General features: G+C 44.6%; 20 protein-coding genes. 11 read left to right on the forward strand and 9 right to left on the reverse strand.

The features are described 5' to 3' along the window. Positions 1 to 513, forward strand: coding sequence for a LolA-like outer membrane lipoprotein chaperone (gene lolA, locus CRECT_RS05020; protein ID WP_004320274.1), 513 nt, complete (start codon positions 1 to 3; stop codon positions 511 to 513). A gap of 608 nt (positions 514 to 1121) precedes the next feature. Here the strand turns inward: lolA and CRECT_RS05025 are convergent. Beyond that, a complete protein-coding gene (locus CRECT_RS05025) occupies positions 1122 to 1625 on the reverse strand; it encodes a hypothetical protein (protein ID WP_004320303.1) in 504 nt (167 codons plus the stop codon). Next, positions 1622 to 2944, reverse strand: coding sequence for an ATP-dependent DNA helicase (locus tag CRECT_RS05030; protein ID WP_004320278.1), 1323 nt, complete (start codon positions 2942 to 2944; stop codon positions 1622 to 1624). The genes CRECT_RS05025 and CRECT_RS05030 overlap by 4 nt, the downstream gene beginning before the upstream one ends. A 49-nt stretch (positions 2945 to 2993) precedes the next feature. Here CRECT_RS05030 and CRECT_RS05035 point away from each other — a divergent pair, with 49 nt between their 5' ends. Continuing rightward, positions 2994 to 5063 carry a bifunctional C40 family peptidase/M15 family metallopeptidase gene (locus CRECT_RS05035; protein WP_004320272.1) on the forward strand — a complete coding sequence of 690 codons (2070 nt, stop codon included), beginning with the start codon at positions 2994 to 2996 and terminating at the stop codon, positions 5061 to 5063. Positions 5064 to 7082: 2019 nt separating this feature from the next. Here CRECT_RS05035 and CRECT_RS05040 read toward each other — a convergent pair. Both CRECT_RS05040 and CRECT_RS05045 read right to left on the reverse strand, forming a co-directional pair. Then, on the reverse strand, positions 7083 to 7580 hold the full coding sequence (locus CRECT_RS05040) for a 2-thiouracil desulfurase family protein (RefSeq protein WP_004320295.1): 498 nt from the start codon (positions 7578 to 7580) through the stop codon (positions 7083 to 7085). Between the two features lie 297 nt (positions 7581 to 7877). After that, positions 7878 to 8732, reverse strand: a complete 855-nt coding sequence (locus CRECT_RS05045) for a D-amino-acid transaminase (protein WP_004320337.1) — start codon at positions 8730 to 8732, stop codon at positions 7878 to 7880. 130 nt (positions 8733 to 8862) lie between these two features. Here CRECT_RS05045 and CRECT_RS05050 point away from each other — a divergent pair, with 130 nt between their 5' ends. Continuing rightward, complete coding sequence (locus CRECT_RS05050) at positions 8863 to 9372, forward strand: hypothetical protein (RefSeq protein ID WP_004320300.1); 510 nt, start codon at positions 8863 to 8865, stop codon at positions 9370 to 9372. Here the strand turns inward: CRECT_RS05050 and CRECT_RS05055 are convergent, their stop codons facing one another. Further along, a complete protein-coding gene (locus tag CRECT_RS05055) occupies positions 9373 to 9657 on the reverse strand; it encodes a hypothetical protein (RefSeq protein WP_004320255.1) in 285 nt (94 codons plus the stop codon). Next, positions 9647 to 10579 (reverse strand): 16S rRNA (cytosine(1402)-N(4))-methyltransferase RsmH, encoded by a 933-nt coding sequence (rsmH, locus tag CRECT_RS05060; protein WP_004320264.1) that lies wholly within the window; start codon positions 10577 to 10579, stop codon positions 9647 to 9649. The genes CRECT_RS05055 and rsmH overlap by 11 nt, the downstream gene beginning before the upstream one ends. A 54-nt stretch (positions 10580 to 10633) precedes the next feature. Here rsmH and CRECT_RS05065 point away from each other — a divergent pair, with 54 nt between their 5' ends. From CRECT_RS05065 to CRECT_RS05095, 8 genes are all read left to right on the forward strand, one after another. Beyond that, positions 10634 to 11221, forward strand: a complete 588-nt coding sequence (locus CRECT_RS05065) for a class II aldolase and adducin N-terminal domain-containing protein (protein WP_004320294.1) — start codon at positions 10634 to 10636, stop codon at positions 11219 to 11221. 123 nt (positions 11222 to 11344) lie between these two features. Further along, positions 11345 to 12808 carry a peptidylprolyl isomerase gene (locus tag CRECT_RS05070; protein WP_004320283.1) on the forward strand — a complete coding sequence of 488 codons (1464 nt, stop codon included), beginning with the start codon at positions 11345 to 11347 and terminating at the stop codon, positions 12806 to 12808. Between the two features lie 22 nt (positions 12809 to 12830). Continuing rightward, entirely contained in the window at positions 12831 to 14264 is a 1434-nt protein-coding gene (ftsA, locus tag CRECT_RS05075) for a cell division protein FtsA (protein ID WP_004320328.1), read from the forward strand. Positions 14265 to 14281: 17 nt separating this feature from the next. Further along, positions 14282 to 15430 carry a cell division protein FtsZ gene (ftsZ, locus tag CRECT_RS05080; protein WP_004320326.1) on the forward strand — a complete coding sequence of 383 codons (1149 nt, stop codon included), beginning with the start codon at positions 14282 to 14284 and terminating at the stop codon, positions 15428 to 15430. Positions 15431 to 16526: 1096 nt separating this feature from the next. Beyond that, positions 16527 to 17324 carry a hypothetical protein gene (locus CRECT_RS05085; protein WP_004320280.1) on the forward strand — a complete coding sequence of 266 codons (798 nt, stop codon included), beginning with the start codon at positions 16527 to 16529 and terminating at the stop codon, positions 17322 to 17324. Between the two features lie 133 nt (positions 17325 to 17457). After that, a complete protein-coding gene (locus CRECT_RS12550; protein ID WP_004320335.1) occupies positions 17458 to 18144 on the forward strand; it encodes a hypothetical protein in 687 nt (228 codons plus the stop codon). A gap of 23 nt (positions 18145 to 18167) precedes the next feature. Then, positions 18168 to 18422: a hypothetical protein gene (locus CRECT_RS12555; protein WP_004320346.1), complete on the forward strand. Its 255-nt coding sequence runs from the start codon at positions 18168 to 18170 to the stop codon at positions 18420 to 18422. After that, positions 18332 to 18862, forward strand: a complete 531-nt coding sequence (locus tag CRECT_RS05095) for a hypothetical protein (protein WP_227932210.1) — start codon at positions 18332 to 18334, stop codon at positions 18860 to 18862. The genes CRECT_RS12555 and CRECT_RS05095 overlap by 91 nt, the downstream gene beginning before the upstream one ends. Before the next feature lie 193 nt (positions 18863 to 19055). Here the strand turns inward: CRECT_RS05095 and CRECT_RS05100 are convergent, their stop codons facing one another. The 3 genes from CRECT_RS05100 to CRECT_RS12560 form a co-directional block, all read right to left on the reverse strand. Further along, the gene (locus CRECT_RS05100; RefSeq protein WP_004320341.1) at positions 19056 to 20294 is read right to left on the reverse strand and encodes an ArsS family sensor histidine kinase; all 1239 of its coding nucleotides are present in this window, start codon (positions 20292 to 20294) and stop codon (positions 19056 to 19058) included. 16 nt (positions 20295 to 20310) lie between these two features. Continuing rightward, entirely contained in the window at positions 20311 to 21003 is a 693-nt protein-coding gene (locus CRECT_RS05105; protein WP_004320339.1) for a response regulator transcription factor, read from the reverse strand. 1078 nt (positions 21004 to 22081) lie between these two features. Next, positions 22082 to 23713, reverse strand: coding sequence for a DUF6138 family protein (locus CRECT_RS12560; protein ID WP_002945720.1), 1632 nt, complete (start codon positions 23711 to 23713; stop codon positions 22082 to 22084). Between the last annotated feature and the right edge of the window lie 302 nt (positions 23714 to 24015).

The following is a 24015-nucleotide window of genomic DNA, read 5'->3' on the forward strand; positions in this document are numbered from 1 at the left end:
ATGAAGAAAATTTTAGCATTTTTGCTCTTTTGTGCCTCGGCTTTCGGCGTTACGTTAAATTTCGTCACGCTTCAAAGCGACTTCGTGCAAACCATCACGAGCGAGAACGAAACGGTTGATTATTTCGGTAAATTTTACGCAAAAAGCAACAACCGCGCCTACTGGATCTACGAGCGCCCGACGCCTAAAAAAATCTACTTTGATAAAAACCGCGTCGTCGTGATCGAGGATGCGCTCGAGCAAGCGATCATCTCAAAATTTGAAAAGGCGCCGAATTTGATCGACGTCGTTAGAAACGCGGTTAAGATCACCGACACGCTCTATAAGGCCAAATACGACGGCGTAGAGTACCTAATCACCGTCAAAAACTACATCCCGACAAGGATCGACTACGAGGATAAGCTCGGCAACAAGATCAAAATCACGCTGAGCAATACCAAGAAGGATTTTAAGATAAGCGATGATTTGCTGACGCCGGTGATACCGTCGTACTACGATATCATAAACCAATAAATTTTTAGTAAAAAGCGGCTCGTCTCGCGAGTGCTTTTCCGAGATTTCGCAAAATTTTCGCTCCGCAGGCTATATGCCTAGCGCACGCTCAATTTTGCTTCAAAACTCGAAAAATCATCTCACGATACTTCGCCTTATCATTGCTACGTTCAAATTTGAAGCCAAATTTGACTAAATTCTCAAATTTCGACTTCAATTTTTTCATTTTATACACCTAGACCCGCATCTTGAAAACGTAAATTTAAAAACGCGAGGCGCGAAAGCGCTAAATTTAACCTGCGCGTAGCGCAGCAACCTCTCACGTGCAGTGGGGTTAGAGAGGGCTTCTGCTTCGCTACGCTAGCAGCTGCAAGCAGACGGGAGAGGGTCTGCTTTTGGCAGTTGCGAGGCAAAGCCGAAGCAAAGGAAGGCGACGTTCTACTTCACTTCGCTTGTAGCCGCAAGCAGACCGTAAGTAGTTCTGCTCGCAGTTACGAGCCGCAGGCGAAGTAAAGCCCCTTCCTCTCCCGAAAGAAAAAAGAAAAAGCTTAAATTTTAGAGAAACCAAAATTTAGCACCGTCAAGGCTCGGGTCTCGTTGGGTCAAATTTGTAAATTTAACCTCAAACTTTACCGCTCTCCGAAGTCTTTGCCAAAATCATCTATCTGATTTAAATCCATCGGCTTTAGCTGATTTTTATTTCCTCGCAATATATCTTCGACCTGCTCTTTTTGCGATCTTTTAGAGCCCGTGGTTTTGATGTTTTTTAGCGCCTCGATGAGCTCTTCGATATTTGGTTCGCGCACGGTTTTTAGTGAGATGATGAGCACCTCGTCGATGTCGATCGAGTGCTTTTTGGCGGTGTATTTAACCAGCGTATCTTTAAATTTTTCCTTGCCGAGCGAGGTTAGCAGATCCTCGACGTAAAAGCTGCCGATAACGACGTTTAGCGCATCAAGCACGTATGCTTCGTTGTCCGTGACGTCGCGCCCCTCCAGACGCAGGCTCACGCTTACTTTTTTGATCGAGTTTTTGGCGTCTCTGGAGTATAGATCGGTTTCAAAGTTATCGATATTTAGCGTCTCGGCAAAGGCCATAACCGCGGCAAAAACCAACGCAAAAATCTTTTTCATACGTCTTCCTTAATGTTTTCAAATTTGTTTTCAAGATAGAATTTCTCGACCTCTTCGTCTATTTTAACGACGCTTTGCAAATACTCTCTAAACGGCCGAGCTTTGCCGTAAAATATCCTCAGCTTTTTCGGATCGATCGCCCGAGATAGCGCGACGTAGAGCTGCCCGTTGGCAAAGATATGATTTAGGTCGCAGACTAAATTTTCGATGCTCATACCTTGGGATTTGTGGATCGTGATCGCGTAGGCCAGCTTTAGCGGAAACTGCGTCAAAGACGCCCTCGCACGCTCCTCGAGGTGTTCGCCCGCCATCACGAATTCGCTCATGTCAAATCTTGAGCGCTCCACCTCGACGATCTCGCCGTCAGCTTTTTGCACGATGACGCTTTTTATCTCGCCGTTTTCTTTTAAAATTTGCATTATCTGTCCGCGCTCGCCGTTATAGTACTCACCCCATTTATTTACGGTAAATATAACTTTCGCGCCGATTTTTATATTTAAAATTTCAGGCGCGTAGAGGTTTGCGATCCAGCGATCCAGAGCGTTTTCGTTTAAATTTTCATCGTAAATTTCCACTAGCGCCTCGGCTCTTTCAAGCGGCGCGGGTAGTTTAGATAGCATCTTGTTATTTAGCTCGTCCGCTTCGTAGTTTCGTCCAAAAAGCACGCTCGTATCGTCATCTACCTGCACGCTTGGCACGCGTAAATTTTCTATATATGCAAATACCTCTTCGCTAAGCCGCCCGACGCGAAGCATGGATAAGATATCGTAAAATTTCTTATCTTTCGTACGTTTTGAGACGACTAGTTCGATATTTTTAAACTCAAATTCATGCCACGAGCTAGAGTTAAAAGCATAAAGAAATTTAAAGAGCGAGTTGCCGTCATCTCCGTTTTTTCGCACGGGCGGCAGCTGGTAAAAGTCGCCCACGAGCATCACGCGCCCGACGAATCGCGAACTCATCAGACGGTAATAAATCATATCCATCAGCCCCGCACTTATCATCGAGATCTCGTCTATTACGATGAGATCGCAGACGTCGAGCATCTTTTTTAGTTCGCCAAGTTTATTTCGCTGTTTGCGGTCGTAGCCGCGCAGCTCCTCAAGGTTTGAGCAAATGCCGAATTTAAAAAAGCTATGCACGCTCACTCCGCCGACGTTTACCGCCGCGATGCCGGTGCTGCCCAGCACCACGACGTTTTTTAGCTCGCTTTTATAGTGCTTGATGACCGCTTGTGTGAGGTGGCTTTTACCCACGCCGCCGCGCCCGGTGAGAAAAACGTTTGATTTTTTTAATATTTCTAACAGCTGGTTTAACACAAATTTCCCTATTTTTTGTAAAATTATAGCTTATTTTTAAGGAGCGAGATTGAAATTTGATAAATTTATACTCTCTGCGGCGGTAACGTTAGCGATACTAGGCGGTTGCGCATCGCCAAAAGATGCCCGGGGCGCGGTAAATTTGCAGGGTCAAGGCGCTAACGCGGCATCGGCGCACGATATGCCGGAGGAGATCGCGGACGAAAATTTAGGCCATATCAGTTATCTGGAATTTGACGTCGATCAAAATGCAAATGCGCTGCCGATGCTGCCTTTTGAAGCGCAAAGTAGCGGCGAAGCTCTGCTGCAAAAACGCTTTAACGCTCTTGATCTAAAAGCTCCGTTAGCAACCGCAAAAGACGCGTTTTGGGCGTTAGAGTACTACAAAAACACGGCAAAAAGGCAGTATTATTTCTCAAATATGCGCAAAATCCCGAACGAATGGTTTGAAAAAGTGCGCAAAAACGCGAGCATGGATAGCTTCGGCAAGGTTTTGCTGCCTGCGATAACGACGGCAAACGCGAGTCTGCGAAATCTACCGACCGATGAAGCCGTACTGTATAATCCCGTGCGCGCGGGCGAGGGGCTGCCGTTTGACTACGCCCAGCTCTCTTTCATCTCGATCGGCTATCCGCTTTACGTTTCGCACTTTTCGGCCGACGGCGCGTGGGCATTCGTCGGTAGCGATAACGTCTGGGCTTGGATAAAATCGACAGAAATCAAAATTTTAAGCGCAAACGCCGTGCAAGAGCTAAAAAATTCTAAATTTTTAAGCGTTATCAAAGACGAAGAGCCCGTCTACGACAAAAACGGCAACTTTTTATTTTACGGACGCATAGGCGCGATTTTGCCGTTTCAAAGCGAGGATCGGTTTAAATTTTACGGCAAAATCCAAACCCAAAGCGGGCTAAAAAACTACGAGATATCAAAACAAAGCGCGAGCCGCTTTCCGCTTAAATTTAGCGACGAAAACGTAAGAGCGCTGGCGTCATCGCTGCTCGGGCAAAGCTACGGCTGGGGCGGGTTCGGCGGCAAGCGAGACTGCTCGCTGTTTTTGCAGGATTTCCTCGGTAGCTTTGGCGTGTGGCTGCCGCGAAACTCAAAGGCGCAAGGCCAAATCGGCAAGGTCGTGAGCCTGGCAAATCTAAGCGCGGAAGAAAAACTGCACGTCATCAAAACACAAGCCGTGCCGTATAGAACGCTGTTTCACATGAACGGGCACATCATGCTATACGCGGGCCTGCGCGGAGGCGAACCGCTCGCCGTACACGACGTCTGGGGTATCCGCACGAAAGATAACGGCAGAGCTATGATCGGCGGCGTGGCGATCACGACGCTAAAAATCGGCTCGGACGTCTCCGAAATCGATCCAAAGCGCCTGCTGGTCTCGCGGATAAATTCGATGAATACCTTTGAAGTGACTAGCGGCGAGGAGGCGGTGCGCGCGAAAAAATCGGCAATCGAAAAAGCCTACGGCGTGAAAATCGTCGGCAACGAGGTGATTTTTGCTGACGGCAGTAAGGTTAAATTTGACGACGGCGAGGCAAAGGACACGGCGCATCTGCTAAATCTCGCGGACGTCGAGGATACTTTTGCGCAGCCTTATCCGCTCTTTAAGCCTTTGGCGCTACCTAGCAATGACGCGGGTAGATACCGAAACTACGAGCTTTTGGATAAAATTTACGGCGCGAGCGAGGCGGAAGTGAAGGCAAATTTAACGGATGTCGTTTGGCTAAAAGATCACGGCGGTAAAACGTTTAAATTTAACTCCAAAAACGGCGCGGCAGCAGCTCTGCAAGCCGTCTCAAACGAGCTTGACGCGCTAGTGGCAAAAAAGCCCGAGCTGCTAAAGTTTCTTGACAATCCGTCAGGTACGTTTAACTGGCGCGTGATTGCGGGCACCAAGCGCAAGAGTGCGCACTCCTACGGCATCGCAATCGACATAAATACCGACAAGAGCGACTACTGGCGCTGGAGCAAGGACGGCAGCTACCGCAATCAAATCCCCGAGGAGATCGTGCGCGTTTTTGAAAAACACGGCTTCATCTGGGGCGGGCGCTGGGTTAGCTTTGATACGATGCACTTCGAGTATAGGCCGGAATTTGGGCATTTGAGGTAAATTTGTGCGAATTTAACGGACGGTCGGCTTGCGGGGCAAATAGTAATTTCATATAAATTTAGGTTTGTTTGGCGGTAAAATTAGACGAAATGCGGCTTAAATTTGACGATCAAATTTGGCGAACGAATCGGTGCGGCGGCTTTTTCGGTTTGTTAAAATTTAAGTGCGCTTACGGCGGCGAGAAGTTTATTTTTGCCGTTTGTTAAATTTGATCATCTTAAACGCGGCAGTTTTTCGCCTGCAAAATTTAAAGCGGATAGCGGCGAGGGATCAAATTTAGCGGCTGAAACTAGGCGCGGCAACAATTAATTTTATCTGTTTATTTTTGTTGCCCGTAAAATTTAAGATTGTTTGAGCGGGCGGCAATCACAAGCCGTCTATTTGCCTTTATCTAATTTAATAGCGTGAGATCTGATTTTGTCTCAAAAATGTGCGGTTTGGGATTTTGCTTTTTTGTTTTGCGATTCATAAAAACTTAAATAGGTCGGCAAATTAAATACTAAACCACGTAAGCGGTTTTAGCTTCGCGGCTTAAATTTTACTGCGACGGCTTGCGATTTTTTAATTTTACGCCATTTAGAAAATTGACGGGTTTAAGTTTTACGCCGTATTTGCTAGCCAAACCAAACGCCGCGAAGTTTAGCATTTAAATTTTAACTGCAGTAACTTGTGCTAAAGATTTTAAATTTGGCTCAAGATAAGCCAAGCGGATTTTTAGCCGCGACTACGTCTTGCTACTTACAAGACCTCTTATCAATTTTAACACAATATGATAGAGCTCTTTTATAGAAACATCACTTCGTGATCGCTTCGCTTGTTTTGTATTTTTACCGTTATTAAATTTAAACTCTACTTTGCTACGCTCATAGCTGCGTCTTTAAAAACTACGAACATAGTGAAGTAGAGCGGAATACATTCTTTAGGATGAAGAAAGAAATTCTCTTTGCTTAGCTTTTCTACAGTCGCTACGTTTGAGAAGATTTCTTTAAATTTAGATAATCTATGTTTAGCATATCCTCGTCTGCTCTACTTTGCTACGCTCATAGCCTTTTAGTAAGCAGTAGCAACGCAAATCGTAGCTCTTTTGCGCTTAACCGCGCTTTGCTTGCTATCAATGCGACACACTCTCTTTGAAAAACTCCGATGATATAGGTATCAGTTCATTTGCAGAGCAGTTTTAACTATCTGAGTATAAACTCTGCCGTCTCTTTTAAACATACCGTCTGTTTACAGCTACGAGCGTAGCGAAGTAGAAATACCGATTGCTCCTCTACCTCTTTTACCTCTTATTCGTTTAGATCCGTTATGCTTGCAGCTACGAAGTAAAAATAGCTTTCATCTATTTAAAAACAAGCGAAGCAAAGTTTTTGTAAAACAAGCGAAGCGGTGCTGCAAGCGGGTTTATAAAGTGAAGTTTTCTAGGCGGATTTGGAAATCTCACCGCTAAATTTAGATCTTTTTAACTTCGCTACGCTCGTTACTTTTCAAGAACATTGATAAAATCATAGTTCTTGTGCTTAGCTTCACTTTGTTTGCTACTAATAAGACGCACTCTCTTTGAGAAAAACTCCTTTGAAAGTTTTTAATTTATCTTGAACCTTAAATTTTTGCAAAACTCGTATCGCTTTTTAAATGCTTTACCGCCGAATTTAGCTTGATTTCAAACGGCAAATTTACTCAAGCCGAGCCATAAATTTCACGCATCCGCCTTGAGAATTTATTTTTACGTCACCGCGATCTCGATTCTTTTACTTATAAACGCCTCTAGCAGCTCGCCCTCAAACATCCGCTTGATCTCTCCTTCAAGCACGCAGTTGCTTGCGCTCGAGGCGGCAGATCACGTTGCTTTCTTCACCGACGCTTAGGTATGTGCGGTTAAAATAGCTCTTGTCCGAAGCACTGTCCGCAATAAGATAAATAACTCCGCGCACAGGTTAAATTTCTGCCTCCAGCCCGCGCGGTGCCAAAATTATCTTAATCGCTGCACCGATGCAAAATTTCGCGCCGTCCTTTATATCTTTAACGTTTATCCACTCGGCCGTTTTCCGCCTCTTTTTCTAAATTTAGCTTCGCAAGCGCGCTCTCGCCGACGATGCGAACGCCCAGCTTTTTTAGCGCTGCTGCAGCTATCCCGTCGCCGCTAATGAGCCGCCCAGTAAAGCTACCGTCGTAGATCTCGCCGCTTCCACAGCTTGGGCTTCGCTCTTTTAAAACCGCGATTTTACAGCCGTTTTCGCGGGCAATATCGGCGCAAATTTGCGCGCCTAAGAGGAACTCTCGCGTCACGTCGCGGCCGCTAAATTTGGTTATCACCCGTCCGTTTGCGCAAATTTCGGCCGGTTCGCGCGGAGTCGTCAGTCCGCCCAGGCACTCCGGACAAACGGCAATGAGCTCGTAAATTTGCCTAAGCTTAGCAAGCTCGTCTGCGCAAATGGCGTTTGCGTTATTGTCGCCGTTATATTTGCAGTTTTCGCCGAGCAAACAGGCGCTGATTAAAATTTTGGGTTTATTTTTCATCGTTAGTTCCGAATTTGATAGTCCGGCAAGTGTTATTTGCAGTAAATTTACTAACGCTTTATTAAACTGAGTTTGTCGAATTTATCGCCGATCCTTCAAGTCAAATTTGACGAATTTGGCTTAAATTTAACGGACGCTGCGTTAAATTTGTTTTGCTAAATTTTATAAAACCGTTTCGCAAGCAAAGCTCAAATCTTCGTTAAATTTAGCCGAATTTGAGCCGACTCGCGCAAAGCTCAAGGCAAACAAAACGCCAAAAACAAGCGCAAGGCTATGCTTAAAACGCCGAATTTTAGCTTAAATCCCGGCCTCTTTTTTGATCCTATCTATATACATTTGCCTTAGTATCGGCACGTATTTACCGACTTTGCCGCCGTTTATCGACTTGCCGTCGGCCTTGACTACGGGCAGTATCGGTAGCGTCGCAGCCGAGATAAACACCTCGTCGGCCTCATAAACGTCCTGCATCGTAAACGGTCGCTGCCTGATCTCTAGCCCCGCCTTCTCGGCAAAACCCAGGATCACTTTGCGACGGATGCCCGGTAAAATCTCGTTTGAGAGTGGTTTGGTTATCAGGACGTTATCTTTTATGATAAACGCCGACGAGCTAGTCGCCTCGGTCACAAAGCCGTTTTCGACCATAAAACCCTCGTAGGCGCCGGCTTTTACGGCTTGTTCTTTGGCGTAGCACTGCGCCAAAAGCGAGATGGACTTGATGTCGCGGCGCTTCCAGCGGATATCCTCGACGCTAACGACCTCGATACCGGTTGCGGCGTCAGGGTTTGCGACTATGTCTTTTTCGTAGCAAAACACGAAACAAGTCGGCTTTAAGCCTTTTATAAATTTAAAATCCCTGTCAGCGACACCGCGAGTGATCTGCATATAGACGCCGCCTTCTTTTAAGTTATTTCGCCAGACTACTTCCTCTAAAACACCCCCAAAATCGCTTTTTGAAAGCGGCAAATTTAGCTCGATCGCGGCTAGGCTCCTCTCAAATCTCTCCCAAAAATCATCCCTATCCACGAGCCGTCCGTTTAGCACGGGCACCACCTCGTAGATGCCGTCGCCAAAGATAAATCCGCGGTCAAATGCGCTAACTTTGGCCGCCGCCGCGTCTATAAATTCGCCGTTTAGATATACTATCCCGTTCATTTTTTTCTCCTTAAAATTTAAGTAATTTTAGCTCAAATACTCTTAAAAAAGCGTTGTTTTAAGGCTAAATTTGATTCGTGTTATGAAGTTTTTGCTATAATCGGTCAAATTTTACAAACAAAGAATCAAAATGGAAAAGCATGCATTTAAAAATCTCATACTTCAAAATATTTTCGTCGTCTCGAAACAGCCCGTGCTGTTTCGCGATCTACTCGAAGCAAACTGCCTCTTTAACGAAGGTATGCTCATCGACCCGGCCAAGTTAAATTTTAAATTTCGTTACGCAAGGACATATCTGGTTTACGGGCTTTTGTGTCTTGTGGTGCTGCTTACTTTGCTGTCTTTTACGCACCATCTTTTTACCAAGCTTGACTTTCACCTCTCTATCATTGGCGCAGTGGCGGGTACCTCGGCGGTTTTTATCGGATTTGATATGTTTAAAATTTGGGCGAGAAAGGCCGTGAGCAAAGAGCTTATCAAAAAGGCTTGGGGCGTGCATTTTCCGTATTTTAGCTACGAAAAATACTCCACAAAAGTCGAGATGATTTATAACGAAGCGGTAAAAAACGAGATCCCGCGCAAAGATCTGGAAAAATACGTACTTGAGCGCTTGGTAGCTCAGTCGGAGGCGGGAGTTTAGTTATTTTAGGATGAGCGGATCTAAAATTTGATTTTTATATTTCATCCTTTCAAGTTTTAGACGAAGCTCCCTGTTTTCTTCGAGCAAAACGTCGCGTTTGCCGCTTAGATCGCCGATTTCGCGACTGATGTAATAAATTTGATTCGTGATATAAATTTTAGGCAAAAACAAAGCGAGCGCGATAAAAAGCCCGAGATATGCTGTCGCTAATACCTTGTAGTCTAAATTTTTCTCCTTTTTTCGCTCGCCGCTGCCAAACTCTAAAAGCTCGTTTTTATCTTGCATTTTTACCTCTTGAAATTTTAAAAATCCTCATTTTAGCGCAGCTTGAGCGCGGATTTGCCTTGACCTCGGCAGCGCTTGGCGTTATCGCTTTTTTACTAACGATTTTACCCAGCGCGTTATCTCCTCCGCACGTGCATTTTAGAGCTTGCGGCGGGCAAATGCAGCTTTGCGCCCACTGCTTAAATTTATTTTTTACGATACGGTCTTCTAGCGAATGAAAGCCGATTATCGCTACGACGCACTCGTCGATTTGCGAATCCTCGATGCCTTGGAGCAAATTTTGCAGCTCGCCAAGCTCGTTATTTACCTCTATCCTTATCGCCTGAAAAGCTAACGTAGCCGCGCTAACGCTGCGTCCGTTTACGCCCTTTAGCCCGATTATTTGCGCGAGGCGTTCGGCGCTTTTTATCTCGCCGTTTTGCCTGGCTTCTACGATTTTAGCGGCAAATTTGGCTGGATTTGGTAGCTCGCCGTAGCCCTCAAAGATACGCTCCAGCTCGCGCGCGCTATAAGAATTTACGACGTCGTAAGCTGAAAATTTAGCCTGCGCATCCATCCGCATATCTAAATTTTCGCTCTTTAAGCCAAATCCTCGCTCGTTTTTATCCAGCTGCAGCGACGAAACGCCGATGTCGGCCAGGATACCGCGGATTTGAGTTTGTTCTATTTTGTTTAAAATTTCTGAAAATTTGCTCTTAAAAATTTGCGCTCTTTGGCCGAATTTTTTAAGCCTTTCGGAACTAAAATTTATCGCTTCTTCGTCTTGGTCGCAGGCTATCAAATTTACGTTTTGATTTTGTTCCAAAATCGCGCCGGAATGCCCGCCGTATCCGAGCGTGCAATCAACTATAACGCCGCTTTTTATACCTTCAAAAGCTCGCAAAACTTCATCAAGCAGCACGGGAACGTGGGGGGAGTTCAAATTTAGCCTTTATTTTTTGTGTATAATAACAAAAAAAGTTTATAAAAGGTTAAAATGGACTTAAAATACTGCGCAAGCGAGATTAGCAATATCGCTCTTTCTATGTTTAGAAAAAACTTTTTCGGCGTCTTTCACGGCTCTATCTCGGCTAGGATTTTGCATGATTCGTTTTTGATAAACAAAAGAACGACGATTTTTGATAACCTCAAAGAAGAAGATTTGATAATGTTAAACTCAAAAAGGGATTATCGCTGGAACGACGCGAGCATAGATGCGGACATCCATCTAAATATATACAAAAATATAAACGAAGCCAAATACGTCTGCTATGCTATGCCGCCATACCTAACGGCCTATACCTTAAATCATGCCTTTATTCGCCCGAAGGATTATTTCGCTTATATTAAACATCACGAGATACCGATTTACGATCCAAAACAGTTTGATGATTGGTATGAGCGCGCGGATACGGAAATTTATCGTTATATGTTAGAAAATAAAACTAACGTTATGGTCATCAAAGGATACGGCGTATACGTGCATAGCAGGACGCCCTATCAGCTCGCAAAAGACGTTGCGATCCTTGAAAATACGTGCAAATTGCTAAGCATCGCTCACTTTTACGAAGTAGAGCGCAACTAACGTTTTTAAAAATGTTAGTAAAATTTTTAAAAATTTAGCGATAAAAAGTGCGTTTTTAAGGTGATATTTACGAAATTTCAGTAAAATAATGCATAAAATTTTTATAAATTTTGAAGGAACCAGATGATAACTTGGATGCAAAAGCATAGAAAATACCTTGTCGTGACGATTTGGGTGAGTACGATAGCTTTCGTCGGAGCGGGCTTTGTCGGATGGGGAGCATACGATCTAAATGTGAGCCGCGCTAGCTCGGTAGCCAAAGTCGGACATAGAAATATAAGCATTCAAGAGTTTCAAAACAGATACGGACAGCTTCATGCGTATTACAACCAGCTTTTTGACGGACAGCTAAGCGAGAAAAAAGCAAGCGAGCTAGGCATCGAAAATTTGGCTTTAGAGGAGTTGGTAAATGATGCGTTGCTTTTAAATTTTGCCGATGACTTGGGTCTTGGCGTAAATGATGAGGATATAGTAAAATACATCGTTGCCGATCAAAATTTTTACGTAAACGGCAAATTTGACAAAGAGCTTTACAAAAACACCCTAAAAAGAGCAAGAATAACAGAGAGCGAATATGAAGATAGTCTCAAAAACGTGATACTTTTAGACAAACTCAGACACGCTTTAAACCTCCCTGCAAAAGAGCAGGATATAAATATGCTAACGGCTAGCTTTTTGATGCAAGATAAAATATCTATGCAAGTCGTAGAAGCTGCAACCGACGAGATAAAAATAGACGAAGACGCAGTAAAAAAACTCTGGGAAGAGCGCAAAAACGACTACAAGACTATGACCGAATTTAAGCTTGATACCAAATTTATCCCGACTATATCAAGCGATGCAAACACTACCGAGCTAATGGAATTTTATAACGAAAACAAAAACGAGTATAAAGGTAGCGACGATAAGATAAAAGAATTCGAGGCCGTCAAAGACGAGGTTTTAAAAGACTACAATCTAAAACAAACCAAAAAAGTCGCGCTTGAAGAGTATCTAAAAATCAAAAAAGACGAGAAACAAGCGGACATCTCGATAACTACGCTTGAAGATAACGCAAGTTTGCCGATAGATGAGCTAAAATCAGCAAAAAAAGGCGATACTTTAAAGCCGTTTGAATACGAAGACGGTTATATGATAGTAAAGGTAAAAGAGATCGTAGCGCCAAGGGTAATGAGCTTTGATGAGGCGAAAGATCAAATTTTAGAGCTTTATAAAGAGCAAAAAACTCAAGAAACGGTAGAAGCGAAAGCAAAAGAGCTACTTGAAAAAGGATTTCAAGGTACCGATATAGGCTTTATCAGTAGAGACACCGTAAAGGCTGAAAGCGGACTAAGCGAAGGCGAATTTAATATTTTCGTCAATCGCCTTTTTGAAAAAAGCGGCAAAAAAGACTACGTATCGCTTGGTAACAAGGCGGTAGTTTATGAGATAACGGAACAAAAACTATCTAACAGCGAAAAAGAGAAAGAATATAAAGAGATAATAACGCAAAACGTAGGTTATCTGAAAAATAACGAGCTTATTAGGGATTTAAGCGGCGCGCTTTCTAAGCGTTATAAAGTAGAATATTACGTTAGTAAAAAATAAAATATTTTAAAAAGGTATTGAATTGGGTACTAAAATTTTAGGCATCGACGTAGGTTCCGTTCAAATTTGTGCGGTCATAGGGCAGCATGATGAGACAGGGCTTAAAATAATCGGAATAGGAACCGCAAAAACTCAGGGCATAAAAAAAGGCGTCATAACAAATATCGAACTTGCTTCAAAATCGATAAAAAGCGCATTAATAGACGCTCAAAGGATAGCCGGCACCCGCTATGAAAAAGTAGTGGTCTCGATCTCGGGAGCCTATACGAAAAGCGTCGATAGTAACGGCGTAGTAAATGTGCCGACATACGAAATCGGCATAAAAGAGATCCACCGCTCGATGTCCGAATCCGAGCGAAGAGCGCAGATCCACAGCGACTACGAGAAGTTACACATACTTCCTTATAATTTTAAAGTAGATGACCAAGAGCATATAGAAGATCCTTTGGGTATGAACGGAAGCAGGCTCGAGGTGCAAACACATATCATAATGGCGCAAAAGTCATCTTTGAGCAATCTTAGAAAAGCGCTAAATTTGGCCGGCGTCCAGCCTGATAACATCGTGCTTTCCAGTTACGCTTCGGCTATCGCTACGTTAAATCAAGACGAAAAAGATTTGGGTGTAGCGTTTATAGATATGGGCGGCGCTACTTGCAATATGCTGGTTCATTCCGGAAATTCGATACGATATAACGAATTTTTAGGTATCGGCTCGGCAAATATAACAAACGATCTCTCGGCCGCGCTTCATACGCCTATTTTAAAAGCGGAGGAGATAAAGCTAGACTACGGCTCTCTTATCAATAAAGCAAACGAGCTAGTAGAAATTCCGCCTATAAACGACGACGGAAAGATGCAAGAAGTCTCTCTTGATGTCATCTCAAACGTCATATATGCAAGAGCCGAAGAGACTCTTATGATACTGGCCAAGATGCTCGAAGATAGCGGATATAAAGCCTCGATAGCGGCAGGCGTGGTGCTAACCGGCGGTATGACCAAGCTTGAAGGCATCAGAGAGCTTGCCACGGTAATATTTGACAATATGCCTGTGCGCATCGCAAGACCGAAAGAAATGGAAGGGCTTTACGAAATTTTACGAGATCCGGCAAATTCTTGTGCGATCGGGCTTTGTATGTATGGCGCGGGCTATTTTACGCCTTATGAGATCGACTCCGAGAAGAAAATGCGCTTTAGGGACGAAGCGATCTTAAGAAATAAAAATTTAAAAAATATAGTAGATGATCCAAAAGCTAAAAATAAGGATGATAGCAAAAAGTCCGACGAAAACGGAGAAAAAATTTTTAACGGAACGGTTTTGGACGACAACTATATAGACGATCTAAGAATAGACGATGAAAGAACTTTGCAAGACGAACTAAACGAAGATGAAAACAAAACAGAGAAAAAGCCTGGCATATTTTCTCAAATTTTGAATAAACTAAAACAACTATTTTAAAAGGAGACTGAGTCAAGATGGGTAACTTTACGGTAGAAGAGAAAAAACCTTCATACGGTGCTAAGATAAAAGTAGTAGGCGTAGGCGGCGGCGGCGGTAATATGATAAATCATATCATCAGAGAAAAAGGCGGCGAGATGGACATCGAGCTAATAGTTGCCAACACTGATGTAAAGGCGCTTGACAGCTCTTTAGCCTTTACTAAGCTTCAGCTTGGAGAGAAGATCACAAAAGGACTCGGCGCAGGTATGAATCCTGACGTAGGTAGCAAGGCCGCTCAGGAAAGCTATGAAGAGATAAAAACCGCTCTTGAGTATTCAGATATCGTATTTGTGGCTTCGGGTCTTGGCGGAGGAACGGGAACCGGTGCGGCTCCGATCGTGGCGCAGGCTGCAAAAGAGATAGGCGCGCTCACTATATCGGTTGTTACTATGCCGTTTGATTTCGAGGGCAAAAAGCGCTACAACTTAGCTCTAAAGGGGCTTGAGGAGCTAAAAAAAGAGTCCGACTCAATAGTCGTGATACCAAACCAAAGATTAAAAACGCTTATAGATAAAAAAGCCGGCATCAAAGAAAGTTTTAAAATAGTTGATAATGTTTTGGCTCGCGCTGTCAGCGGTATGTGCACCATCGTGCTTGACTCCGGAAACAGCGATATAAATTCCGACTTTGCGGATGTTAAAAAAGTAATGGAACACCGCGGTATGGCGTTACTTGGCATAGGCGAATCCGAAGGCGAGGGTGCAGCTCAGGAAGCTATCAAAAATGCGATCCAGTCTCCATTGCTAAGCGATATAACGATAGATGGAGCGGTGGGCGTTCTTGTTCATTTCAAGTATCATCCGGACTCTCCTTTCAGCGATATCGAAGAGGCTATGTGCCTAGTTCAAAACTCGGTAGATGACAACGCCGATATTATATTCGGTACGACAAGCGACGAAAGTTTTGAGAACAACAAAATCCAAGTTACCATCATCGCTACCGGCTTCAAAGGTAGAGAGGACGAAAATCCTACCGCAGCCGCTCCTGCTCCTATCGTTACGAATTCTAAAAATTCGTTCCTAGATCAAAGGATAAGCAGATTAAAAGTCAGTGGCGGATACAATAGCGAGGAGGCCTCGATCGTCCTTGAGACACCATCTTATATCAGAAACCAAATGGATTAATAAAAAGTTTAAATTTGACTGCGTCGCCGTCTTACAAAATACCTAATCAAGCATAAATTTAAAACTGTTTATGCTTGATTTATCATTGGCTTTAAAACTCAAAACCGAATTTAACTAAAAATAGTTTGGTAGATTCCGCCGTAACCTTGCTCAAAAATAAAAGGCGCTAAAATTCGCATAGTATCAAACTTGCCTTAAAAAATTCCTTTTTGAAGGCAAAATTTACAAAGTATCAAGCGGTAAATTTGAGCTGCAATATAACATCATAAAAAGACGCATATCAAATCAAAGACGGCGGATCAAATTTAAACCGTGCAAATATCCGTTATTTTGCATCGGTCAAAAACCGATAAAATCCGACATCGCATAAAACGATAGGGCAAATTTCACGCTCTGATTCGTTATTTACGCCAAATTTTACCTTGTCCTCCGCTGAGGTTTATATGGCCACGCCTTACTTGATTTTGGCTCGATGTAAAATATGCTTTGCCGAATTTGCCTAAAAGGCAAGGATGGCTTCATCTGGGTGCACGCTTCTCGCGAGACGAGAAACATCGACCGTGAGCGGCTCCATAAAGCGTGTATTTGATTGGTTTTTACGGGCTAATAAAAATTTGGATCGTTTAAGCGGCCGAATTTACGCAATGAGAATAAGCCGAACAATGGATTAAGATTTATTCTATTTTACAATTTAACCAAAATTCGCTAACTCAAAATTTAAACGGATTTACCTTATTGTGCAAATTTTACTTTTATAGTCGGTAAAACCTGCACCTTGGCGGTGTTAAAATTTAAGGTGAAAACTACATAGCGCAAAAACAAGTAGCAGATTTTAGTAAGCAAATTGATGCAGCGGTATGGGCTGATAAGCAGGGCAATGAAAGTAAAATTTAGAGTAAATTAGCCTTTTTAAATGCCGAAACATTGTAAATTTTTAGTTTTTGGATAAATTTCGGTAATTCTTAATTTTAAACAAAATCGTGCCGAACAAAGAGCAAGCAAAAATAAATTTGCTTAACGGCGGGAGTTGATTTTAGATAGAGTCTCGGACGGTTTAATTTAAAATAAACACGGTCAATTAAAAAGGAGTGTCCAAATGCACTTTATAGAAGGTATCATTTATTTCGGTGTTTATGCCGTTTTTGTCTTGATTTTAACTTCGATATACGTAGTTTTCTTTGAAAAGATAGTAAAAGCAAAAATGCATAAAAGTGAAAATTTAGAGCGAGAAAAAGTGCGAAATACGCTCAAAAGGCATACCATTAGAAATTACGACAAAAAGCCGATTATCGTCAAAAATGACTATAAAATCAAAATCGCTTTTATAACTACGGCCGTTTTTATCCCGCTATCTTTGTTTTTGATTTGCAACAACCTTGAGCCAAAGCCCGACTCTTTTGACGAACATATCAGAAAAGCGGCTTTAGCTACCGGCGTTATCGGCATGCTTGGGAGCGCGTATTTTTCGGCGGTGCTGTTTTTTGAAAACAGAAAAAAGATTTACACGAGGATATACGGCGATTATTTACTCCACGGTACTTACGGGGCGAGCTCTAAATTTTTTAAAGCTCATGCGGATCAAATTCGGCTTGAGTTTAACGATGATTTACAAATCGGCTACGGCTTTTATCCTGTCGAAGGCGAGGTGAAAGACTACGTATCAGGCGGTAAAAATTTTAATGAAAAGTATGAAAACGCTCTGGCTTTTCCGATAGTTTTTGCGCTAAAGCTTGCGTTTACGGCGATGTTTTTCGTGCTGAGCGCATTTAAATTTAAGAAATACTATATCTTTAAAAACGATAAATTCGTGGTTTCGGTTTTGGCAAATAACGAGCTGGAAGATAGGTTTGGCAAGGTTGGATTTGAGATTTTAACCTTAACGCATATCGTATGATTTTATTACGGATTGTTAAATTTAAGGCAATAAAAACTTAACGCCAGCAAAATTTAAAAGCTGAATTTTAAATAATCTTTTTCCGCCTTTTGAAGCCATTTAGGATATAATGCCTCAAATTTGAGGAGCAAAAATGACGAATTTCGAGTATGCGCGCCGCATTGCCGAGGCGGCGAGACTGGATCTTGATTTAGATTGCGAAGAGATCAATCTGCAGGATAAATTTTACGGGCTTTTTCAGTGTTTTATGCCTGACGGTGCGGGCGCGCGGGCGGTGTTTGCGCCGCTGCAAAACGGCTCCGAGCTGCAAGCGCGTATAATGCCGATCTATGCGGTCACGGCGCAGCAGACGCGGGAGGCGTTTGATCAGGGCGCGGCGCCAGGGTATTTTTGCCCGCCGCAGGATACTAAATTTGACGAAGAAGCGCTTAAGAGTCTAGCTTTAGCGCACGTTCGTAATCTAAAAATTTTTGCCGAGTTTCTCGGCGATAACGAGCTTTTAAAGATGCTTGGCGAAATAAAATCCGCTCGCGTGCAGGAAAGTTTTGACTTTAGGGAGTATGAAGACGAGCTTGCGGGCGCCGTATACGAGGCGATCACGGAGTGGATGATAGATACGCAGGGGCTCGATGCGAAGCTATCGGTGCTCGGCGAGGCGTATTACTCGGTTGATTGCGACTATCTGCTCTCGGCATATTTGCAGTATCCAAACTACGCGCAAAAGCCGCAGGCGGACTTTTTAAAGCCATACTTCGAGCTGTATTTGGCGGGGCGGCAGGTCGCGTTTGAGCGCGGCGAGGTCGTGGTTTTTACTCGCTAAATTTACGTGAGCAAGGAAACTAAATGCAAACGGACGCTTTTAGGCGGCTAAAATTTGAGCTCGGCGAGTACCTAAGGCTCTATGATGTAGGCTTAAAAAAGCGAGCAAACGCGCATCTAAAGGGCGCTGTGCGTAAATTTAAAAGCGAGTTTAGCGAGGCGGAACGGGACTATGCGCTGGGTAAACTTTGCCGCGAAATTTTAGACGAAAACCAAAGCGAGCTAAAAAAGCTAAAAATCGCGGCAACGGCGAGCTACCGTTTCGGCTTGGCGAGCTAGTCGGCGAGTATCTAAAAAGGCGCTGCATCGCAGGCGCGATGCCACATCTGCGCCGGGCGTATCAGATCTGCGCGCACGGCTTGCGGGAGCTCGATAAGAATGATCTTTTACGCCGCGCATACCGTCATGAGCGCTGCGACGCATGCACCGTAGAGCTGTACTTTTGCATGCTATTAGACGCGCTAGACTGGGGCGCGCACCACTTTCCTGAGGGTTGCTTGATAGAGCGCGCATACTACGAGCAACTAACCCGCGAAGCCCGCGACGTAATGCAAAAGCACGAGATAAGCGCGCGGCTAAATTTGGAATTTGAATACTTGATAAAGTTTTACGAGTGCTATTTTGAGTTTAAATCTCGCGGCGGCGAGGTTGGTTTTTATGCGCTGTGCGAAAAGGCGGGACTAAATTTTGCGCCCGCAAAGTCTTTTTATTATGAGTAGCGAGGAGCCCTTAAATTTGATCGGATGCAAATTTAAAACAAGCGGGCGGCAAAATATATAACTCAAATTTGGCGTTTGATTGGTCGCAAACGATACGCTGAATTTTAAAATTTAAGCAAATGTGGCTCGGTTTAAATTTTGACTCAAATTTTACTCGCACTCCGTAAATTTTACAAAACGCTCAAATTTACGCCTACGCCGCGATATTTTGCAGATTTTCAAAGCTAAATACGTTTAGTCCGTTTTTGTATTCGTAGCTTAGCGTTAGCTTATGAGCTTTGATTATATTTTCTACGATATAGAGTCCCAGACCGAAGCTCTTTTTCGCGCTTTCGCCCTTGGTAAAGGGCTCGACGTAGTGACGCAGCTCCTTTGACAGACGCTCGCCTTCGTTGATAAATTTGATAGATTCGCGCGTGATAGTTATATTTACGTGCTTGTTTGGAGAGTATTTTAGCGCGTTATCGATCATGTTCTTAGCGGCGATAGCCAGTAGCTTAAAGTCCGCATTTAGGTTCACGTCCTCTAGCTTGCTGATGGTGACCTGTCCGGGATCTACCATCGCGATATCCAGAGCCTCGTCGATGACGTCGTCGATACGGCAAATTTTAGTGTTATTTAGCGCGATGTTTGACGTGACTTGCTCGACGGCGGCAAATTCGTTTATGAGATTTTCAAGCTTTATAAACACCGACACGAGTCGCTCTTGGTTTTTGCTTTTTTCGATCATTTCGGCGGCGAGGCGGCCTTTGGTGATCGGGGTTTTTAGTTCGTGCATTATGTTTCTTAAAAACAGCTTGCGCGACGCATTTAAATTTTTGATCTGGCAAACAGCGTCGTAAAATGCCTCCGCAACCTCGGAAATTTCGTCGTTACCGCTGCTGACGTTTTGCACTTCGTCGATCTCGCCCGCGGCAAATTTGGCTATCTGGCGCTTTAGCTTTCTTAGCGGTTTTAGCTTCCTGATAACAAAAACGTAAGCGGCAAGAAGTATGATCGCGACTAACGAAAAGATGATCTTGATGATGTCGTAGCGGTATGGCTGGTAGTCGTTATCCTTTAAAAGCAGGACTTTATCCACGTGCCGGACTTTGAGGTAGTGGTGATTTTGATAGATCATTATAGCGCTGGAGCCGATGTCTGCGGATATCTCCTCAAGCACGGTTGCGTTTGACAGGATCTCCTCTTTTTGCCGCTCGTTCGTGATCTCTGGCATCTTAAAGTCGCCCGTTTGGCGCTCGTATTCTTTTTCGTTTATGATACCGCTCATCAAAAAGAGTTGATTTCTAGCGATCGTGGAGTACTTGGCGTTTAGCTCGCGCGCGTAGTTTTGCTTGTCGTAGTCCATCAGCCACAAAAACGCGAGAAATATGCTCGTAAGCGCAAGCGCGAAGATAAAAGTGATGGTGTAAAAAACCGATGAGCGTTTCATTTGCGGGCTTTAAAATTTACTGCACTAGCTTGTAGCCGATGCCGCGGATGGCGTGGATGTATTTTGGCTCTTTCGGATCGTCGCCTAGCTTGCCTCTGATGCGCCCGATGATGACGTCGATGCTCTTGTTCGTCGAGTCCTCGTTGATGCTCGCGCAGTTGTAGATAAACTCCTCGCGCGTGATGGCGCCGCCTTCTTTTTGCAGCATGTATTTTAGGATGTCGTACTCCGCTGCGGTCAAATTTAACGGCTCGCCTTTTAGCGTGATGACGTGTTTAAAGTCGTCTAGTGTGATATCTTTCTCGCGCACAGACTCCTTTGCGCCGCTTAAATTTGCGCCCGCTACCGCACTTTGGCGGCGCAGGTGGCTTTTGATACGAGCTAGCAGCTCCTGCGGATCGTAAGGCTTTGGCAGGTAGTCGTCCGCGCCGTTATCTAGGGCATTTACCTTATCGGTGATGTCGTGGCGCGCGCTTGAGATGATGATGGGCACGTCGTGGCGCTTGCGGATCTCTTTGCATACTTCTAGGCCGTCAAGTCCCGGCAGCGTGAGGTCTAAGATCACGAGGTCGAATTTCTCTACATTTAGCGTCGAAAGCCCGATGTAGGGCTCCTCCGCGGTCGTTACTTCCATATCGCTTTTTGCTAAAAACTCGGTCAAAATTTCCGCCAGCTCCAGGTCGTCTTCTATCATCAGAATTTTTATCATTTTGAGTCCTTTGGGGGATTATAGCGAGTTTTGGTTTAATTTTTAATGGCGGCCGCGGCTCGTCTCGCGAGCGCCTTTCCGAGATTTTGCAAAATTTTCGCTCCGCAGGCTTATATGCCTAACGCACGCTCAATTTTGCTTCTTTTGCTTGCAGCTGCGAGCTTGCGAAGCAGAAAACTCGAAAAATCATCTCGCGATACTTCGCCTAAACTTTCTACGTTCAAATTTTAGGCTGAATTTACCAAATTTTACGCGCCGAGACCCGCACCTTTAAGATGCTAAATTTGGTTTGGTTAAATTTGGCGTTATAAATTAGATTTTTTTACACAAATCAATCTTTCTTGTTAAGGGGGGGGGCTTGAATTACGCTCTACTATCAGCTACAGCCCCTAGCAGAGCAAAAGAGCTCACTTTTATATCCGCTTGTCTCTTTTCTTTGGGAGGCGGAAGGGGCTTTACTTCGCCTGCGGCTCGTAACTGCTTCCCCAAAAGCTGCGAGCAGAATGCGAAGCAGAGCAGAACTACTTACGCTCTGTTTACAGCTACGAGCGAAGCGGTCTCAAGCCCGTAGGGCGACGGTAGCGAACGTAGTAAAGCTAAAGTAGAGCGTCGCCTTCCTTTGCGTCGTGCTACGCACTCGCAACTGCCAGAAGCAGACCCGCCCCCGTCTGCTTGCAGCTGCTAGCGCAGCGACGCAGAAACCCACCAACCCCACTGCACGTGAGAGGCGGCGACATAGCTTTGCTAACGCAAAGCGTCGCAGGTTTGAATCAAATTTGACATTTTCAAGGTGCGGGTTTCGGCGACTCAAATTTGCAAATTTGACTTCAAATGTGAGCGTAAAACGATAAGGCGAAGTATTTTTTTACTTCGCGCAAGCGCTCGTAACGCTCTGCTTGCAGTAGCGAACGCAGTGAAGCTAAACTTCACTACGAGGAGACGAGGCGGAAACGAGCCGAGCGAGGGCGCATACATATAGTATATAACCGAGCTTCGGCGAAATTTCCTTCTGCTTGCAGTTGCGAGTGCAACGAAGCAAAGCGAAGTATAAAGAAAAAAGACAAGCCGCAAATAGCCGCTAGATCGAAATTTCCTTCCGCCAGTTTTTACCCCACACGGCATACGCCGCGCTCTCCTTCTCATACTCGCTCAGCCCCGAGATCGCGCGCGCAAACAGAGCTTTGTTCGCAGGCCCCTTCATTAGCGCTTTCAAGCTTTTGTAAATTTTATCCTCCTGATATGACAGCAGCCCCGCAACGATCACCTCTAAACTGCGCTCGCTAATGCCGTGGCGATCGATAAATGCCTCGATAAATTTTATATGCGCGCTCTGATGTTCGGCATCCACCGTCTCAAAGTAGCGCCGCGCGAGACCAAAGTATTTTTCGCTCTTTAGCGCGAGGCCGAAAACTGCGTAGCTGCCGCCCATCAGACACTTTTCGCCGTCCGTATCGGCATAGAACTCAAACTTGTGCTTTAACGCCTCGTTCGCGTAAAGCTCAAGCTCGGCGTCCAGCCCGTGCGCGAGCGCGGCGGCGAAAAAGCGGTGCGTGGGCGTGGGCGCAAGGCCTTTGATCGGCAGATAAGTTTTCTGCGCCTTGGAGCTAAGCTTTACGGCGTAGCTCGCAGCAAAGCCCGCTTGCAGCAGCTTTATGATGAAATTTAACGCCTTTTTATACGCGCCCGCCGTTTCGTTTTTGATTTTTACGCGAACCTGCGCAAAAACGTCGTTTGCCAAGCACTCTACGTCCGCGTCTTTAAATTTTACTAGCTCGCCCCCAAGCTCGCCCGTGCCGTGATCCAGATAGCTTTGCGCCTGAGCCGAGCCGAAAATCTTCGCCGCGCACTCCAAATCCTTGCGCGCAAGATCCACGTCCCAACTGTAGCGCTTAAATTTGATATTCCAAAGCGCCGCCCGCACGAAAAACGCAAGCTCGCCCGCGTCCACGCTTTGCCGCGTAAAGTCCTTTTTAAGCTCGTAATCTTTACTCCAGCCGTCACCTAAAATATCGTAAAATTTCGGCAGGAATTTCTCCTCTTTCCAGCGCCGCAGATTATTCTCTAGCGCGATGATAAAATCCCCCAAAAGCCGCCTGTTTTTGACGTCCTGTACCGCGGTGATAACCCGCTCAAGCAGCGCCGTTAGCGCCGCTTCGTCGCAATCCATAAGCGAAAGATCGAAAATGCGGTCCATAAATACGAAAATCTCTCGGCCGTCTTTGATCTTTTTATCGCGGCGGATGATGATCTCGTCTATATAATCGTCCATTTTGCGCTTTAGCTCGGCTTTTCGCGCAGTGTTTTCAAAATAAAATTTATGCTCGCAGCTGCGCTGCGCTAGGCTACCGCTCGCGCCTTCAAATTTGACCGCCAAATCCAGCTTATACGCAAAAAACGGCAGATTTGCTTCAGCCAAAAACTCCTCCTCCACGCTCTTTGCGATGAGCGGGACGATGGCCTCAAACTCCTCGCGCTCTAGCTCGTCTATCTCAGGCGCATCGGCTCTAAAGCTGTCCGCGCCAAAGTCGTGAAGGTAGAGCCTGATGCGCGATCTGCGGCACTCCACGCCCAAAAAATCAAAATACCCCTCCTGTACGCGGCACCCCAAATACGGCGCCTCGCCCTTGTACTGCGAGCCGAGCTTGCTAGCGATCAGGCGTTTTAGCGCGCCTGAAATTTTACCCGCTAGCGAAATTTGAGCTTCGTTCATAGTCTATCCTTTAAATTTGAGATAAATTTAGCCCAAATTTGCTTAAATTTTATTGTCTTGCGCGTTAAATTTAGTCGTCAAATTTGACTTGGAGCGAGTTAAATTTGAGCTTATTTTGAAGCGCGCAAATTTGGATCGAGAAAATTTAATTAAGTCAAATTTAAAAAGGCAAGGCGGAAAGAGTTTTAAGGATGCGTCGAATTCGAGTGAAATTTAAGCCTAAAAAAGCGATTAAATTTTCAGAAAAAAAGATGTGAATTTGTCTAAATTTGTCGTCAAAATTTAACGGATAAATTTTGATA

Source organism: Campylobacter rectus (assembly GCF_004803795.1).
In the GTDB taxonomy this organism is placed as follows: Bacteria; Campylobacterota; Campylobacteria; order Campylobacterales; family Campylobacteraceae; genus Campylobacter_A; species Campylobacter_A rectus.